Source organism: Pelatocladus sp. BLCC-F211 (assembly GCF_041928655.1).
Taxonomy (GTDB): domain Bacteria; phylum Cyanobacteriota; class Cyanobacteriia; order Cyanobacteriales; family Nostocaceae; genus Pelatocladus.
In genome coordinates, this window is sequence record NZ_JBHFLM010000110.1 from 45349 (window position 1) to 62340 (window position 16992).

General features: G+C 41.3%; 17 protein-coding genes. 9 read left to right on the forward strand and 8 right to left on the reverse strand.

Annotation, left to right across the window (positions count from 1 at the left end; translation table 11 throughout):
* The first annotated feature begins 96 nt into the window (after positions 1-96).
* Positions 97-1308 carry an EcsC family protein gene (locus ACE1AT_RS13455; RefSeq protein ID WP_374869054.1) on the forward strand — a complete coding sequence of 404 codons (1212 nt, stop codon included), beginning with the start codon at positions 97-99 and terminating at the stop codon, positions 1306-1308.
* Between the two features lie 153 nt (positions 1309-1461).
* Here the strand turns inward: ACE1AT_RS13455 and ACE1AT_RS13460 are convergent, their stop codons facing one another.
* Positions 1462-1683: a helix-turn-helix transcriptional regulator gene (locus ACE1AT_RS13460; protein ID WP_096678183.1), complete on the reverse strand. Its 222-nt coding sequence runs from the start codon at positions 1681-1683 to the stop codon at positions 1462-1464.
* Between the two features lie 175 nt (positions 1684-1858).
* On the opposite strand from ACE1AT_RS13460, the gene ACE1AT_RS13465 reads away from it, so the two are divergent.
* The 3 genes from ACE1AT_RS13465 (at position 1859) to ACE1AT_RS13475 (ending at position 3389) form a co-directional block, all read left to right on the forward strand.
* Positions 1859-2071, forward strand: coding sequence for a hypothetical protein (locus ACE1AT_RS13465; protein ID WP_374869056.1), 213 nt, complete (start codon positions 1859-1861; stop codon positions 2069-2071).
* 93 nt (positions 2072-2164) lie between these two features.
* Positions 2165-2815, forward strand: a complete 651-nt coding sequence (locus ACE1AT_RS13470) for a ComF family protein (protein ID WP_374869058.1) — start codon at positions 2165-2167, stop codon at positions 2813-2815.
* Positions 2816-2927: 112 nt separating this feature from the next.
* Positions 2928-3389 carry a PPC domain-containing protein gene (locus tag ACE1AT_RS13475; RefSeq protein WP_374869060.1) on the forward strand — a complete coding sequence of 154 codons (462 nt, stop codon included), beginning with the start codon at positions 2928-2930 and terminating at the stop codon, positions 3387-3389.
* A gap of 204 nt (positions 3390-3593) precedes the next feature.
* On the opposite strand, the gene cobS is transcribed toward ACE1AT_RS13475, so the two are convergent.
* Positions 3594-4367, reverse strand: a complete 774-nt coding sequence (gene cobS / locus ACE1AT_RS13480; protein ID WP_374869062.1) for an adenosylcobinamide-GDP ribazoletransferase — start codon at positions 4365-4367, stop codon at positions 3594-3596.
* A gap of 691 nt (positions 4368-5058) precedes the next feature.
* Here cobS and ACE1AT_RS13485 point away from each other — a divergent pair.
* From ACE1AT_RS13485 to psbM, 5 genes are all read left to right on the forward strand, one after another.
* Positions 5059-5511: a hypothetical protein gene (locus tag ACE1AT_RS13485; RefSeq protein WP_017311895.1), complete on the forward strand. Its 453-nt coding sequence runs from the start codon at positions 5059-5061 to the stop codon at positions 5509-5511.
* Between the two features lie 166 nt (positions 5512-5677).
* Positions 5678-6799 carry a tRNA guanosine(34) transglycosylase Tgt gene (gene tgt, locus ACE1AT_RS13490; protein ID WP_374869064.1) on the forward strand — a complete coding sequence of 374 codons (1122 nt, stop codon included), beginning with the start codon at positions 5678-5680 and terminating at the stop codon, positions 6797-6799.
* Between the two features lie 93 nt (positions 6800-6892).
* Positions 6893-7030 (forward strand): photosystem II reaction center protein K, encoded by a 138-nt coding sequence (locus ACE1AT_RS13495; RefSeq protein ID WP_016863373.1) that lies wholly within the window; start codon positions 6893-6895, stop codon positions 7028-7030.
* A 195-nt stretch (positions 7031-7225) separates the two neighbouring features.
* Positions 7226-7522, forward strand: coding sequence for a 2Fe-2S iron-sulfur cluster-binding protein (locus ACE1AT_RS13500; protein WP_374869066.1), 297 nt, complete (start codon positions 7226-7228; stop codon positions 7520-7522).
* 132 nt (positions 7523-7654) lie between these two features.
* Positions 7655-7771: a photosystem II reaction center protein PsbM gene (psbM, locus tag ACE1AT_RS13505; RefSeq protein ID WP_096678173.1), complete on the forward strand. Its 117-nt coding sequence runs from the start codon at positions 7655-7657 to the stop codon at positions 7769-7771.
* A gap of 103 nt (positions 7772-7874) precedes the next feature.
* Here psbM and ACE1AT_RS13510 read toward each other — a convergent pair whose 3' ends face one another.
* The 6 genes from ACE1AT_RS13510 to ileS all read right to left on the reverse strand — a co-directional run bounded on the left by ACE1AT_RS13510 (position 7875) and on the right by ileS (position 16562).
* Positions 7875-8732, reverse strand: coding sequence for a universal stress protein (locus ACE1AT_RS13510; RefSeq protein WP_374869068.1), 858 nt, complete (start codon positions 8730-8732; stop codon positions 7875-7877).
* 853 nt (positions 8733-9585) lie between these two features.
* Positions 9586-10395, reverse strand: coding sequence for a DUF928 domain-containing protein (locus ACE1AT_RS13515; RefSeq protein ID WP_374869070.1), 810 nt, complete (start codon positions 10393-10395; stop codon positions 9586-9588).
* 143 nt (positions 10396-10538) lie between these two features.
* Positions 10539-12641, reverse strand: coding sequence for a M3 family metallopeptidase (locus tag ACE1AT_RS13520; protein ID WP_374869072.1), 2103 nt, complete (start codon positions 12639-12641; stop codon positions 10539-10541).
* A 158-nt stretch (positions 12642-12799) separates the two neighbouring features.
* Positions 12800-13294 (reverse strand): DUF3368 domain-containing protein, encoded by a 495-nt coding sequence (locus tag ACE1AT_RS13525; RefSeq protein ID WP_374869074.1) that lies wholly within the window; start codon positions 13292-13294, stop codon positions 12800-12802.
* The gene (locus ACE1AT_RS13530; RefSeq protein ID WP_374869076.1) at positions 13291-13539 is read right to left on the reverse strand and encodes a UPF0175 family protein; all 249 of its coding nucleotides are present in this window, start codon (positions 13537-13539) and stop codon (positions 13291-13293) included. Before ACE1AT_RS13530 ends, ACE1AT_RS13525 begins: the two co-directional genes overlap by 4 nt.
* Positions 13540-13685: 146 nt before the next feature.
* Entirely contained in the window at positions 13686-16562 is a 2877-nt protein-coding gene (ileS, locus tag ACE1AT_RS13535; protein ID WP_374869078.1) for an isoleucine--tRNA ligase, read from the reverse strand.
* Positions 16563-16992: the final 430 nt, after the last annotated feature.

The following is a 16992-nucleotide window of genomic DNA, read 5'->3' on the forward strand; positions in this document are numbered from 1 at the left end:
ATTTTCACCACCGACTTATCCTCTCAGAAAGATGTCAAAGCGATCGCACCTCCGCTAAAACCTAAATAGAAGGAATATGATTGAAGGTGCCAAGCAATGGCAGAGAAATCTCAAAAAGATACAAAAGATAAAACAACAAATAATACACCCGCTACCGATATTCAAGAAGATAAGCATTCTTTATTAGAATCCTTTGCCGAAACATTAAGCTGTGCTGCTGGAACCGCTGTGGGAGTAGGAACAGTCGCTGGTAGCACTGCAATCGAAGCCGGGAAAGCAGTTGCAGAAACAGCAGCCGAAGTAGGGGAAGCAGCAGCCAAGCAAGCACGCCATCTGATTGAGAAAGCAACTCATACAGCAGGACATGTAACAGAACGCCTGGGTGAGAATTCACTCATCCGTAGAGTCGCCGGCGTGTTAAATCTCAATTGGTTAGTTGGTGCTAGTGATAATGTTGATATCGAAAAATCCACAGCTGCGGTGAAAAAGCTTCAGCAAGAACATCCCCATGAATCACCTAGCCAAATTGCTCACCGGATCATGGTAGAGAAAGCAGCGAAAGCAGGTGGAATAGGGTTTGCAAGCAGTATATTACCAGGATTTGCGGCGGCGCTATTAGCAGTAGACTTAGCAGCTACAACCCAGTTACAGTCAGAAATGATTTATCAGATTGCTGCTGCCTATGGGTTAGATTTAAAAGATCAGAGCCGTAAAGGTGAAGTTTTGGCAATTTTCGGTTTAGCTTTCGGTGGTGGCCGTTTGTTGAGAACAGCTGGTTTAGGTTTGTTGCGAAATGTACCTTTTGCGGGAGCGGTAATTGGTGCTAGCTCCAACGCGACGATGGTTTATTCTTTAGGATACGCGGCTTGTCGATTTTATGAAGCCAAGCTAGATGAATCCAAGTCTCTAACTTCTGAAGAAACCTTAGCAGAACTCAAGCAAGAAAGCGAAAATTATTTAGAAACTGCGATCGCTCAACAAACAGTGATGGATCAAATCTTAGTTCATATGATCCTCGCCAGACATCCCGACAAGACTTGGGAAGAAATTTTGCCAGAGTTACAAGCTTTAAATCTCAGTCCAACTTCTTTGGAAGCAATAGGCAAAAACATCAAATCACCCCAGCCATTGCAAGAACTGCTTAATCAACTTAACCGAGATTTTGCCATACCACTCTTAGTTCAGGCTTACAGAATTGCCAAAGTCGATGGTGAGATTAAATCCGCAGAACAAAAAGTTATTCATGCGATCGCCACTAAATTTAGTATTGATTTGAATCAAATTCAATCAATGGTCAATACTCAATAGTCACTTAATAAGTTTTTAGTAAGGACTTTAGTCCTCATTTAGTCCTCATTTAAGGACTAAAGTCCTTACTACGAACTCTCTTAATATTTATAAAGATGCACCCAAAACAGTTAACTGATAACTAATAATTGATAACTGATAATTGATAACTAATCAAGTCTCATCAGTCTCGTCTACGTAATTCAAAAAATCACCCGGTTGGGCGTTTAATTGCTTACAAATCACTTCAACGGTTCCTCTGTCCGGATAAATATTTCTATCTCTCCAAAGCCTAAATGCAGTTGCTCTTGGCAGTCCAGTGATTTGCCAAAATTTGTTGGCGCTAGGAATACCTTTTTCTTTACCAAATTCTTGAATTCTATTTGTTAGTCCCATTGGATAAGATTACTCCCAGTGTATTATTTTTTTAATATAACCCATTGACACGTGTTATTAAATGGGATTTAATATTAATAAGAGAAGGGCGATCGCACCTCCAAGTACCCTCGCCCTCTCTGTCCCCAAACATACATTCAGGACATTTCCATAAACATAGATTCAGGACTATTCCATGATGCCACAACTCGTTCTTTGTCAAACAGCTACAAGAGGTTTAATCAATTTAGCTTACATTCGCCAGATTCGTTTTCGGAATATACCTATTCACAATAAATTACAATATACCTGCTTCTTGACTTGGAGTAACGGCGAGCAAGATGTTTTTGTTGACAAAGACGCTCAAGCCATTGCCCAAACACTTAGAAAAATAACAAAACCAATTTAAATTTCCATCCAGGGTGAGCAATCCTCACCCTACCGAATCAGAGAAATATTTGTTACAAATGACCAATAACTAATGACAAATCACAAATGACAAATGATCAATTGGAAAAACCTACTCAACCTCTTTCTCCAATCTCATTGTCCTTTGTGTCAGCGTTCCACCTCCCAAGAACTATGTCCAAACTGTATTCGCCAACTGCAAAAATGTCATAATCCCAACACCCACTGTCTACCGATATTTGCTTGGGGTGCATATGGCGGTATCCTCAAACGAGCGATCGCCACAATGAAATACGAAAATCACCCCGAAGTTGCTCGTCCCTTGGGACAATTGTTAGCAGAAGCATGGTTATCACATCAGGAGTGCGATCGTAATTTAGTAGTTGTTCCGATTCCACTTCACGCCAAAAAGCTCAAGCAACGTGGGTATAACCAAGCTACACTCATCGCTCAAAGCTTTTGTGAAGTCACCGGATTACAATTAAAAAAACATGGTTTAGAAAGAATTAAAGCAACTGAAGCACAATTTAGCTTATCTGCCTCACGGCGAGAAGAAAACTTAACAGAAGCCTTTGGATTAGGGCAAGATTTGCGTGTGCCTCTGAAATTCCCAGTACTATTAGTAGATGATATTTATACCACAGGTGCAACTGCTAGGTCTGCAATCCAAACACTTCATCAAAGCAGTATATCTGTTTATGGTTTAGTGGCAGTTGCAACCACTGCTAAATCATTTAAACCTTGATAACTGATAACTGATAACTGATAACTGATAACTGAATCATACGTGGGCAAGCTGTACTAGAGACAACTATAATTAGGCCAATCGCGCTTAATTTGTGGGAAAACTTTTGGGGATGAGAAGTCAGGCTTTTATCGTCAGTTTAAAACAAATTGCTTTCATTCCTGCCTCTTTGCTGGCAATTGGTATAAGTTCAACAGCAGCTTTGGCTCAAGTTAACAAGTTGTACAATCCAATTCCTCTTCCTGGCAGTTATGAAGTTTCTGATACACTGTCAGAAAAAGATATTCCCACAGGTCAGGGTGGATTTGCCCGTGACTATATGGTGAGTCTGAAAAAGGGTGATAATCTCGCGGTTGATCTCAGTTCGGAAAACTTTGATAGTATTGTCACTCTGCTGGGACCAGACGGTACGACAGTCGCAGAAAATGATGATGGCCCTGATGGTAGCAGTAATTCTTTGTTGTTTACCCGCATTGTAGAACCCGGAACTTACATCGTTCGCGTCCGGTCTTTCGGCGAAACTGGAGTCGGGACTTTTAAACTTAAAGTAACGCGATTGCAACCAGTCAAATAACAAAAGTTTGTAGTGTAGACGCTCGTAAGAGCGGCTACTTACCCTACGGGAACCCCTTCGGGGAACAGAAGCCACTTCGTGTCTACCCGCAGGGTGGACTAAAGTCCTCATTTTAAGCACTAAAGTGGTTACTACGAACTTATTTCAAATATATTACTTAACGTAGTTTGATTTATTCTCACTGACTTACGCTCAAATATAAAATCAAATTATTGTCATTACACATAAAAACAAAGCTTCAGTCCATTCCACGACAGCACCATAAGTATCGCCAGTATGTCCGCCTAGTTTGTGATTAAACCAGGCTCCAGTCATGATTGCGATCGCGCTTCCACTAACTATCATTGCTGTGGCAAAAAAGATTTGATTACGGTTGAGGAAAATTTGCCAACTACTCAAAGCTATTAATAAAACTAGTGTTGGTAGCCAATCTTTATATGAACGAATAGCTTGTTTATGAAAGGCTCCCTTACCAGTTGGTTTCAGGTAAGGATAACGAGCGATCGCGATCACTTGTCCCCAACGTCCCCACCCAGCAGCTGTCATGATGATTAACCAACGGTTTTGTTCTATCTCTGTCAGTGCAGCTGTTTTAAGTAATAACAAAGCGATCGCGGCCATTGCTCCAAATGCACCTGTGGCGCTATCCGCCATAACTTCTAGTCTACGCTGAGGATCACCCACAGCTAATCCATCAGCGCTATCCATTGCTCCATCTAAGTGTAGCCCTCCAGTAATCGCCATCCAACTGCATACAACCAAAGCACTACCGGTTAGTGCTGGTACACCCAGATAAATTAGCAGAGCATCAAATAAGCCTAAAATCCCTCCAATCATCAGTCCAATTACAGGAGCAAAACGGGCTACTCCTTGGAAATCAAAAGCATACATGTATGGCAAAGGGATTATTGTATAAAATACAACAGACGATCCGATACCAAGTAGTAGTTGTTTCCACCACTGACACTTGTTGGTCATAGTAGTTACGCTAGTTGTTATTTGTAGTCATAAATCATGAATCATGGTTCAAATGACGAGTAATAATGACGCTCATAATTCCGGCACAACCCTGAAATTCATCTTTAAAAATTTAAATAAGATTGACCAGTATGAGTAACTTCACCAAAAAATTTTGTTATGCTGATCACAGTAAAAACTGTACTAAATGTATAAATACTTGCTTTCAGAAAGGATATAAATAAAGTAGCCATTATGAACTTGATATACTAGCACTAATCAAACAAACAATAGAAAAAAAGATACATTAACCATTTTTAATTCAGATACTAATATCATGTGATACACAAAAAACGAATGATCACAGATTTTTCTTTTCCAGCTAACCTTTTAACCTTCTATTTTGTTAGGAGTAAGTATATTTATTAAGATTATTAAAAACCACGTTTCCGGCATTATGTCAACAAAAAATAATTTATTGCAGCTAATTAGGCGATCGCTATACAAAGTTGATCAATTTATTAGATAAATATTAAATAGCAGGGGTCAACCAAGCGACGAGATCGACTGTTTAGCTATGTAGTTAGGACTTTACACAAAACTACACGCTGTAATGGCAATTCATAAATTGCCATACTCTGATTTCAGAGTTGCAGCTATTGTTTGCGTAAGTCCTGGTAGTTTTTATCTACACTCCAGAAGTCATTGGATTATGAGTCACCATCTACCCGAAAGTAAGATACCAGCTCCATGCATTATCAACACAGGTGTGGTTGTCAACAAGCTCGATATGCGACGATTACTCACAGATTTAGGTCGTGTTCGCTATTTCTACACCCAGGATGGTGAGTGCAAGAGCGACGGTGAAGGGAATGTGATGGAAGTATTTGCCAATCCGCAACGATCTACTCTGGTTGCTAACCACGCCCTTTATCTCAATCTTTGTAGTTTTGATTACCTAGAATTAAAACAATCACCACAAAAAGAAACTTACTTTGACTTAGTACAAGAAGGAAGTCGTCTGCGCTTGATTCCTCTTTCTACTCCTATGCAAGAGCGAGATGAGCGTTGCTTAAATGTCAGCGCCATAGAAGCAATGATGGAACAAGTACTCTCAGCTAGATGGGATGCAGAAATTGACGATGATCCCTCTGATCTATTTTAGGATCGGGGATCGGGGATCGGGGATTGGGGGTTGGGGGTCGGAAGGGAGACAAGGGAGAATAAGTTATGATGATCTACCATTGGCTCTTGACCATTGATTTTGCCCCCAGGTTGATCTGTGGGGTCAATCCAAAATCCAAAATCCAAAATCCAAAATCGGTTGACTCTTGACTACAAACTTCTCTTTTCAATGTCTGGCTCAATGTAGCCACACCAAAGCACGAGTTGGGGTGTTTTACACACCACATGGAGTAGTTGAAACTCCTCGTTTTATGCCAGTGGGGACTTTGGCAACTGTCAAAACCCTTACCCCTGCTCAACTCAAGGAAACAGGGGCGCAAATGGTGCTATCTAATACCTATCACCTGCACCTGCAACCAGGAGAAGCAATTGTGTCAGGAGGTGGAGGACTGCACAAGTTTATGGGATGGAATGGGCCGATGCTCACCGATTCTGGAGGCTTTCAAGTCTTCAGTCTGAGCGAAATGCGGAAAATATCTGAAGAAGGCGTGACATTTCGCTCACCCCACGATGGTCAAATTATCAAATTCACACCCGAAAAATCTATCGAGATTCAAAATACCCTAGGGGCGGATGTGATTATGGCTTTTGATGAGTGTCCGCCTGCTACAGCTAATCGCCAAGAGGTGGAAGCTGCAACAGAGCGCACTTACCGATGGCTTTTACGGTGTATAGAAGCACATCAACGCCAGGAAGAACAAGCATTATTTGGCATTGTTCAGGGCGGAGTGTATTTAGATTTGCGCTGTCAGGCGGCAGAAGCTTTGCAGAAGCTGGATTTACCAGGTTATGCCATTGGTGGCGTGAGTGTGGGCGAGGAACCAGAACTAATTCATCAAGTTGTACAAGTTACCGCACCGTTGTTACCATACCACAAGCCCCGTTATTTGATGGGTGTAGGTACTTATCAAGAAATGGTGATTGCGATCGCCTCTGGTGTAGATTTATTTGATTGTGTGATCCCTACACGTTGGGCAAGACATGGGACGGCTATGGTACTAGGCGATCGCTGGAATTTAAAGAATGCTAAATTTCGTGAAGATTTTACACCCTTAGATGAAACTTGCCCTTGTTATACCTGTCAGAATTTTACCCGTGCCTACATCTCTCATTTAGTGCGATCGCAAGAAATTTTGGCATATACATTATTGAGTATTCACAATATCACCGAACTGATTCGCTTTACCCAAAAAATACGAGAAGCTATATTGAACGACACCTTTACCACAGAGTTTGGTCAGTGGCTCAAAAAAGGAGTCATGGAGTGATGTAGAAGTACTAACTATTAACCAATGACCAATGCGTGTTAAGATGTTTGTCAATTCTGAAAGCTGTGTTGGATAAAGTGGATTTAAACAAAAATGGAAGCAGCAATTTTATTAGCTAAACTACCCGAAGCATTCCAAATCTTCGACCCTTTAGTAGACGTTCTCCCGCTCATTCCTTTGTTCTTCTTACTGCTAGCTTTTGTTTGGCAAGCAGCCGTGGGTTTTAGATAAGTTATTTAAAAGTTATTTGCATAATTTTATGGAGACAGGCGAAACACCTGTCTTATTTTTTTGCTATACTTTAGTTATAAAATTTTACATTTATTAATATTTTGTTATTTTTTAAAATAAATTAATATAGGATTCAACAAGTTGATTTACAAATCAAGCTCTTAATTCAGGCAAACAGTCAACGAGGTTTGAACTATGGGTAATATCAAATTCGTGAAAGAGGATAAAGAAGTTATTGCTGCTGATGGTGCTAATTTACGACTAAAAGCTTTAGAAAACGCCATAGACATTTATAAAGTTTGGGGAAAAATGATGAATTGTGGTGGCTATGGTCAATGTGGCACCTGTATTGTAGAGATTATCGAAGGACAGGAAAATTTATCACCTCCTACAGAAGTAGAAAACCGTTTCTTAAAGAAAAAGCCTGCTAATTACCGACTTGCTTGTCAAACAGTAGTTAATGGGCCAGTCAGTGTGGTAACAAAGCCTTAATTTAGTCAATAGTCATTAGTCATTGGTATGACAAAGAACAGATCACAAATGACAAAGGACAAATAACTCACCCAAGCCATGATGATGGTATCCTAAAAGTGTTGACTGGAATCTAAGAGAGGCTTTCTTACTATGCAGGTTAATGACCTGGGGTTTGTAGCCAGCATTCTATTTGTGCTGGTTCCTGCTGTTTTTTTAATCATTCTTTACATCCAAACAGCTAGCCGCGAAGGTAGAAAAGATAGTTAATGCTTTGTGTATTTTTTTTATAAAACAAAAACCCTTGCACTTTTAGTGTGAGGGTTTTTAAAGTTCAAAGTGATCAGCTACTAGCTGATCACTGATAACTGATTTAAGCAGCAGATGTTCGCGCTAATAACACTGGACAAGTCGCATTAATTCTCACGTAATCAGACAAAGAAGAACCTAAAAGTCGGTCTAAATCGACAAAACTCTTAGCAATAGAAGGACGGCGATCGGGAGAACCCATTAACAATAGGTCTACGTTCAGTTCTTCTGCTAAACGACAAATTTTTTCACCAGGTTTACCCATACTTAGCACACAACGAGGTTGCACACCCAGTTTTTTTGCTTCCGCAGCAGCAGCAGCTAAAACGGGGTGTTGGTCAGCAGTAACCTGGGTTGTGGCAGTAGGTTCACCTCCTCCTAAATCTGTGATCACATGTGTTAAAATTAGTTCGCCACCCTTGATATCTCGAATCAAGAATAGAGCCAAATCTAGGCAGCGTTTTGACGCATCAGAATTGTCCATTGCCACCATAATGCGCTTAATATTTTTGACATAAATGTCATCTTTGACTAGCAGCATCGGGCGAGAGGACAATTGAAAGACGTATTGACTGACGGAGTTTGCTAAAATTGATTGCAGACGCTTTAGTCCACGAGAACCCATAATAATCAAGTCTGCATCAATTTCATCTGCTACTTGGCAAACTACATCTTTAGGCTCACCTTGTCGCAAAATGGAAGAGACTTGAGTTGGATTCAAAGCAAGAGACTGAATCGCATTAGCCAAGATTTTGCCACCTTCTTCCCACTTCGCTGTCATCGAATCGGCGGTGCGTTGTGGTGGAACAACGTGCAATACTGTAACTTTTGCCTGTTGAATTGATGGCAGTTCTTTCAAAGTTTTAAGCATCTCTTCCGCGTGTCCCAATCCAGAGACAGCAATCAAAATGTTTTGTATCATTTTCGTCTTCCGTAGCTGTGAGTTGTTTGCTCTCTAGTAATTGGCTCAACTTTAACTTTCACCGCCTGCTAAATCACTTAGTCAATAATCAATAGCCAATAGTCAATGTTTAATTGTTAATCGCAATCAAGAATCAACAATTAACAATTAACACCAAACAATTAATATTTTCGACACCAGACTCTTGACTAAATGTTCTTACTCTTTATACCTAGTGACTGAGCTTTTCAACTAGGCTTTAATAATTTAGCTTACTCTATAATTCTGCATGATTAACTTAATGAATGGTTATGAATTTTATCACTTTTAATCTATGTTTACGCTTTTTAATTAATCTCTAGTTAAGTATTGCAAAGACAAGCAAAAAGCTATTCAGTAAACCACTTTAGCTGAAAATGGTTAGTAAAAGCGAAGTCTTTGTATAAGAATATTTACAGAGTGATAGCAAGATACAGATGCAAATTCTTCAGTTATACAGTAGTTAGACTCAAAAATAACAAATTTTTAACACTGGGATAATTTCATAAATTTTATTTTCAATAAATTACTTAATAAACTGGATATTTATAATTGACAAAATTTAATTGTACTGTTAGCTATTTTTCTGGTAATCAGGGAAAGAATTATAAACAAGTATTACTTATCTGTGGTATAGAATTTCCTTAATTAAACTCTCAGACTGGTATTGTTTCTATTAATCAAGTTATTGTACTGCTCTAAGTAAGTTGGCACAAATAAAGCTAATTTGTCATTAGTGATTCTCCCTTGTCCCCTTTGTCCACACCACGTGCTACAACGCTCTTAACCCGCAAGGGCGCAATGGCTCCCCTTGTCCCTTAAAACTGCAAGTCCCTTAGCGTCGCGGACATTGTTGATGCAAAGGCTGTTTAGCTAAGTAATCTAACTCTATCTGCTGTAGCAAACTTGTCCAAATATCAGAAAGTTTGGTATCCGATGGGTTACAGGCGTGTAACTCCGCTACTGTTGAGAGTAAATCAAACCATAAACCTTGTTCAGCGTAGACAGAAAGACGTTCTCTGGAAGTCGATCGCTTTAACTTGTTAGCTACATTATTATTGATAGCAACTCGCTGCACCCAACCGTGTACACTAATTACAGAGCGCGGAGAAGGGTCTTGTATATCGCAAACAATCGAGACAGACCACTGATAGGTTTGATTGATTGCTAAAGGCGGAACTTGATCATTATTAGGTAAATTCAAACTCGCGATCGCAGCTTTACTGCTGGGTTTAAAATTAGTTTGATACACCAAAGTCCGTGGACGCAATTTTTCATCTACTGTGTAGAGAGAAAATAGCATCGTTTGAGCGGTATTGTCAGGTGTGTACCAGAAAAACTTGGGATAAGCAGCAGTTGTCAATCCTAAATTAGTGGATGGTAATAATAAGACTAAAAGCGGTTGATCGCCAAAAAGACAGCCACCTCTACGTGTACTACCATTTTCCCGACGTCCAGGAAGATTTTTGGTCGGAACCTTGACTTGAACACTACCACTTTGCTGATTGCGGTTGTTGACCTGATTTGGTTTACTTGGAGTTTGTGGTTTAGCAATCGTCTGTGTGAAAGCTACCGAAGGTAAACCACACAGAAGTAAATTTAAAAGCAAAGACAGGCTGACTTTCAGATAATTTGGGCGATACATTCAAGTTAAAAATTTACAACTGTCTCACCAAAGACCGTATCCACCCACACTCAGACGTTATTAACTTATCCTCGTTCCTGCCCTACAGTTTATCATAAGTAATCCTGCGGATTTGTAATGAGCGCTGAAGCGCTCACTACAAACTAAGCGGCTATTAAGCCATTGTGCCTTAGCAAGGCTTCAGTACTCGGTTCGCGACCCCGGAAAAATTTAAACACTTCCATGGGATGCTGGCTACCACCGAGTGCTAAAACTGTATCACGGTAGCGTTTACCTGTGGTTTTTACTGCTTGCTCGTTTTCTAAACCAACTTCTTCAAAAGCAGCAAAAGCATCTGCACTAAGTACTTCTGCCCATTTGTAGCTGTAATAACCTGCGGCGTATCCACCTGCAAAGATGTGACTAAAAGCACACAAAAATGCATCTTCTGGTAATGGGGGTATGACAGTAGTTGTTTTAGCAATGCGATCGCGTACATCTTTGGGAGTTTCACCACCACCAGAATGGTAACGGTGATGTAATTCGATATCCAACAAGCTAAAGTGGAGTTGACGCAGCGTTGCACTACCACTCATGTAATTTTTGGCTGCTAAGAGCTTTTGATAATAATGTTCTGGCAAAAGTTCGCCTGTTTCGTAATGCCTAGCCATGCCAAATAAAGTAGCTTTGTCATAGCACCAGTTTTCCATAAACTGGCTAGGTAATTCCACAGCATCCCATTCGACATTATTAATACCTGCTGCGGAAGTATAATCGACCTTAGTCAGCATGTGGTGTAAACCATGACCGAACTCGTGGAATAAAGTCTCTACTTCCGCGAAAGTCATCAGGCTGGGCTTACCATCAACAGGTGGTGTCTGATTACACACCAAATACGCCACAGGTAAGCGAGTCTGACTCACGCCATTTTCGGTAACTTTACCCCGATTAATACAGATATCCATCCAAGCACCACCGCGCTTTTCCGCAGGACGACTGTAGGGATCTAAATAAAAATAGGCGATCGCCTTACCCGTTTCATCAGCAATTTGGAAATAGCGCACATCCTCATGCCAAACTGGTGCTTGACCATCAGCAGGAGTCACACTCACACCAAATAGTCTTTTCACCAAGCCAAATAAACCATCCAAAACTTGGGGAAGAGGAAAATAAGGGCGCAACTCTTCTGCTGTAAAAGCAAATTTTTCTTCTCGCTGACGTTCAGCCCAAAACGCAATATCCCAATGTTTTAAATCATTGGCTTCAGCGACTCCCTGACTTGCAGCAAAAGCTTTGAGTTCTTCTAACTCCTTGACAGCAGCATCATAGCTAGCGCCGCGTAATTCCTCCAACAGCTTTTCTACAGCTTCGACATTCGGAGCCATCTTACTTGCTAAACTGACTTCCGCGTAAGTCTTATACCCAAGTAACTCTGCTAATTCTTGACGCAACTGTAAGATGCGTTCAATGATGGGGTTGTTATCCAACACTCCCCCAGCAGCACGGCTGACATAAGCTTTGTAAAGAACCTCCCGCAAATCCCGGCGAGTGCTGTACTGCATAAAAGGATAGTAACTGGGAAAATCCAAAGTGATGCGCCAAGGGCCATTTTCGGGAGTAGCGTTTTCTGACCCCGTATCTCGTGCTGCTTGGGCGGCTAAACTTAGCAAACTAGGCGGTAAACCGTCTACTTCTTCTTTCTTTGTCAACGTCAAGCTAAAAGCCTTAGTCGCATCCAAAACATGATTAGAGAACTTAGTAGAAAGTTCCGCTAACTCCATTTGGATATTATTAAAGCGATCGCGTGCTTCACCTTGTAAACCCACCCCAGAAAGTTCCGCATCACGGATCGCAGCTTGGACAATGCGCTGTTGGGCTGAGTCAAAACCATTCCAAGCATCACTTGCAGCAAGGGCTTTAAAAGCATTGTAAATTGGTTGACTTTGACCAAGCTTATTAGAAAACTGGACTACATGAGGCTGCACAGTTTCAAAACCTTCTCGCAATTGGGGGTTATTTTTCACACCCATTAAATGGTTGACAACACCCCAACTCCAACTCAGACGTTCTGTGATTTTTTCTAAAGGTTCTACTAAACCATTCCAACTAGGCTGAACATCAGCTTCCAACTTGGTTAATTCTTGTTCTAATTCTGCCAGTAACTGATTAAATGCTGGCACCACATGTTCTGGTTTAATGTTTGCAAAGTCAGGCAAACCAGAACCTTTTAATAAAGGATTATCTGTAATAATGGCGTTTACACTCATGGTTTTACGTGAACACCCGCTCTATATGGGTCAACTGTGTTTTATTTCTTCACTTTACTAATGTAGCGAGTTTACGTCTTAGTCATTAGCCAATAGTAAGTAGTTCTGGGTACAGATCACCGTAAAAAGAAATAGGATATAAATTTTTTGATCAATTTTTACGCTTCATCTACCATTTCTAAAATCTGATTATACAGAGCTGGAGATAGTCTAAACTCTGATGTAGCAATCAGAGCATCCATCAAAGGTTTGACAGCAACAATTAAATTTTGGCGTTTAGCCTCAACTAAAATACCCAATAGCCCAATAATTCTTAGACCCAAGCGGTCAGCTTCTGCTCTACCACGACGCTCATCGATTAACAGCAAATCAGCATTGAGTTCTAGAGCAAGAGCGATCGCCTCAGACTCTCCAGGATCTAGCCTCACTTCGCGCTGAAGACGTTCAACGGTATTATGATTTACAACTCGTTTAACTTCAATCCAGGAAGCAGATTGAACTTCAAGAGTTCCTGGAACAGGAGGTTCAACGTCTGTAAGTTCACGATACACCGCTTCGGGAATTTTGACTTGATCGTAAAGTTTCGGGAGGAGGTGCAAGTGATCAATCGCGGCCAAATTTGTAATCACTGATGTATCACTAATGATAATCACAGTCGCCCCAACTCCCGTAGGTTTTTCAAGTCCAGTTCAAAGTCTTCAACATCGTAGGAGTAAAGGGGGATATGGCGTTGTTTGAGAAGTTGACGAAAAGCATTGGGCTGCATCTGGGCTAGTTGACTGGCATATCCTAACGTTAAACGGCCTGTCTGGAACAGGTGTAATGCGACTTCCTGGCGAAACTCACTTGGAGTTAGCCCAGATGCTTGCAGGATTTCGTCGGAGATGACAACGCTCATAGCAGGGTTTCTCATCAGTCATACTTCTAGGGTAGTCCAAGAAGCCTCATAATCAACCTAGCTTGAAAATGGGTGTGCGGGTATAAGGGTGTAGGAGGAGTTATATTTTCATTTTACTTAGAGGGATTTTCCCGTGATTAGCTGACTTAAAACTCTCCCGCTAACGCAGCAACACACCGTTCACAAATTAACGGATGTGCTGTATTTTCTCCCACATGAGTAGAGTAATTCCAACAGCGATCGCATTTTTCCCCTTCTGCTTCTAGTACACCAATTCTCCATTTATCAGCCTGCAAGTTATACTTTGAACCTTGCAGTTTTTCTGGTGTATCCACTAATCCCACTTGGGAGGTAATGAACAAGTAGCGGAGTTCGTCTACACCGTTGCTGTTACCAGCTTCTAGTGATTTGATTGCACTTAATAATTGTGCATCAGTGATGTAGAGCAAAATTTTTGCTTCTAGGGAGGAACCAATCATTTTTTCCACCCTAGCTTGTTCCAACACCTTATTGACATCAAGGCGGATATCACGCAATTGTTGCCAAAAAGCTGCTAGTTCTGGATTATGCCAGTTTGGCTGCAACTCCACCCAACCAGATTCAAATACTGATTTGTAAGGAGTCTTGTAAGGAAGATATTGCCAGATATCCTCAGCTAAGTGAGATAATACAGGTGCGATCGCTCTAGCTAAATTTTCCAGTGCATACCAATACACTGTCTGACAACTGCGACGACGCAAAGCATTAGCATTACTGATGTACAACCTATCTTTGGCGATATCCATATAAAAGTTGGATAAATCTACCACGCAGAAGTTTTGTACTGTTTGGAAAAACCGGAAGAATTGAAAACTATCAAAAGCTTCTGTTACTTCTTGGAAAACTTCTGTCATCCGGTGCAGCATGTATTTATCTAGCTGCGGTAATTGCTCATAGGGTACAGCATCTGTTTCTGGGTCAAAATCGTGTAAATTACCCAGTAGATTTTTGGCAGTATTACGAATTTTGTTACGGATATCAACCAGTTGTTTGATGATATTGCTACCCAGGCGCTGATCAGAAGTGTAATCTACCGATGACACCCACAATCGCAACACATCAGCACCATAAGCAGGGTCTTTTTTCTGGTCTTTACCTCCCTCAATCACCATATTTGGGTCAACGACATTTCCCAGAGACTTACTCATTTTCCGTCCCTGTTCGTCGAGGGTAAAGCCATGAGTCAACACGGTTTTGTATGGCGCACAGTTGTTAACCGCGACACTGGTGAGCAAACTCGACTGAAACCAACCCCGATGTTGGTCTGAACCTTCTAAATATACATCCGCAGGATACCGTAATTCTGGACGCTGCTTGAGTACAGCTGCCCAAGATGAGCCAGAATCAAACCACACGTCCATCGTATCTGTACCTTTACGGTAGGTGCGGCCGTTATTGTGGTATGTTTCTGGTAATAATTCCTCAACTGATAATTCCCACCAAGCATCAGAACCTTTTTCAGCAATAATTGCTTGTACGTGGGCGATGGTTTCCTCATTCAGCAATGGTTCACCGTTGGCTTCGTCGTAAAATACTGGAATTGGAACACCCCAACTGCGCTGACGGGAGATACACCAGTCGGAACGGTCTGCAACCATCGGTGTGATTCTATTTTCACCTTGAGCGGGAATCCATTTTGCAGAAGCGATCGCCCTAAGTGCTTCTTCGCGAAATCCTTCGACTGAAGCAAACCACTGTTCTGTGGCGCGGAAAATTGTTGGTTTCTTGGTTCGCCAATCATAGGGGTATTTATGCAGGTACGCTTCCTCTTTCAACAAAGAACCAGCAGCAGTCAAAGCATCAATTACCGCCTGATTCCCATCACCAAGCACATTCAACCCAGCAAACTGTCCTGCCTCTGCGGTAAAGTTACCATTGTCATCAACTGGCGCTAAGACAGGTAGACCATAACGTTGACCGACAATGTAGTCTTCTTGACCATGACCAGGAGCCGTGTGGACTAAGCCAGTACCAGACTCTGTGGTAACATAATCGCCACCAATCACAATCGGGCTTTCACGATCATATAAGGGATGACGGTAAGTAGAATGTTCTAAATCTTTCCCTTTAAGTGTGGTTTTTACTGTTAACTGGGTTTCCAGTGTGGCAGACAGGCGTTCCACCAGATCCGCAGCGACAATTAAGTATTTAAACCCAGGTTTTTCCTGTACTGCGGTAACTTCTACAACTGCGTAGTTTAGTTCCGGGTTCAATGCCACAGCTAAATTACCAGGGATTGTCCAAGGTGTAGTTGTCCAAATTGCTACACCTAATTTTGGTATAAATTCTGATAATTTAGATTTACTCGCCTCCGATAAACTCGTCACCGGAAAAGCAGCGTAGATACTGCGGGAAGTATGACCTTCTGGATATTCCAACTCTGCTTCTGCCAAAGCTGTTTTAGAACTAGGACTCCAGTGTACAGGTTTCAAACCACGATAAATGTAACCTTTTAACACCATTTGTCCGAATACACCGATTTGTGCAGCTTCGTATTCTGGTGTCAAAGTTAAATATGGATGTTCCCAATCACCCCAAACTCCATAGCGTTTGAAGCTATTGCGCTGTTCGTTGACAGCATTGAGGGCAAATTCTTTGGCTTTTTGTCGTAGTTGTAAAGGTGTCAAGTTTTGCCGTTCGGCGGCTTTCATGTTTTGTAAAACTTTTAACTCAATCGGCAAACCGTGACAGTCCCAACCAGGTACATAACGAACTTTACGACCACGTAACAGTTGGTAGCGATTAATAATATCTTTGAGAATTTTATTTAAAGCATGACCAATATGCAGAGAGCCGTTTGCATAGGGAGGCCCATCATGCAGTATAAATAATTCGCCGGGATTATTTTGGGATAGGCGATCGTAGACTTTATTTTCTTCCCAAAATTTTTGAATTTCGGGTTCACGCTTGCTAGCGTTTGCCCGCATATCAAATTTTGTTTTGGGTAGGTTTACAGTATCTTTATAACTTCCAGTTTCTGTCACAGTTTCATGCCTGAATTAGCAGCAAATGATTTTCCAACAATTATAGAATCCACATGCCCAGAACGGCTAATGTCGAATTGATTTTATGGAGTGAGCATTCCTCACTAACCATAAACCAATACGGTTCAGTTAAGGCTAAAAACTAAAACTAGCGTAGGTTGGGGAGCCAGTGCGTTGCGGGGGTCCCCTCCGTTGTAGCACCTGGCGTTTGAGGAACGTAGACGCGCCCTGCGCGGCTTCTCGCAGAGTAACCCAACATTATCAAGGCTTTGTTGGGTTACTCTGCGAGAAGCCCAACCTACATTTCTTCTTAACTGAACCGTATTGAACCATAAACAACGAAAGATAAGATTCACCCTAACTAAGTACTATTATTCTCTTTCAGTGTTATTCTACACCTTATTACTTTGCGTGAATAAGTAATTTAAGA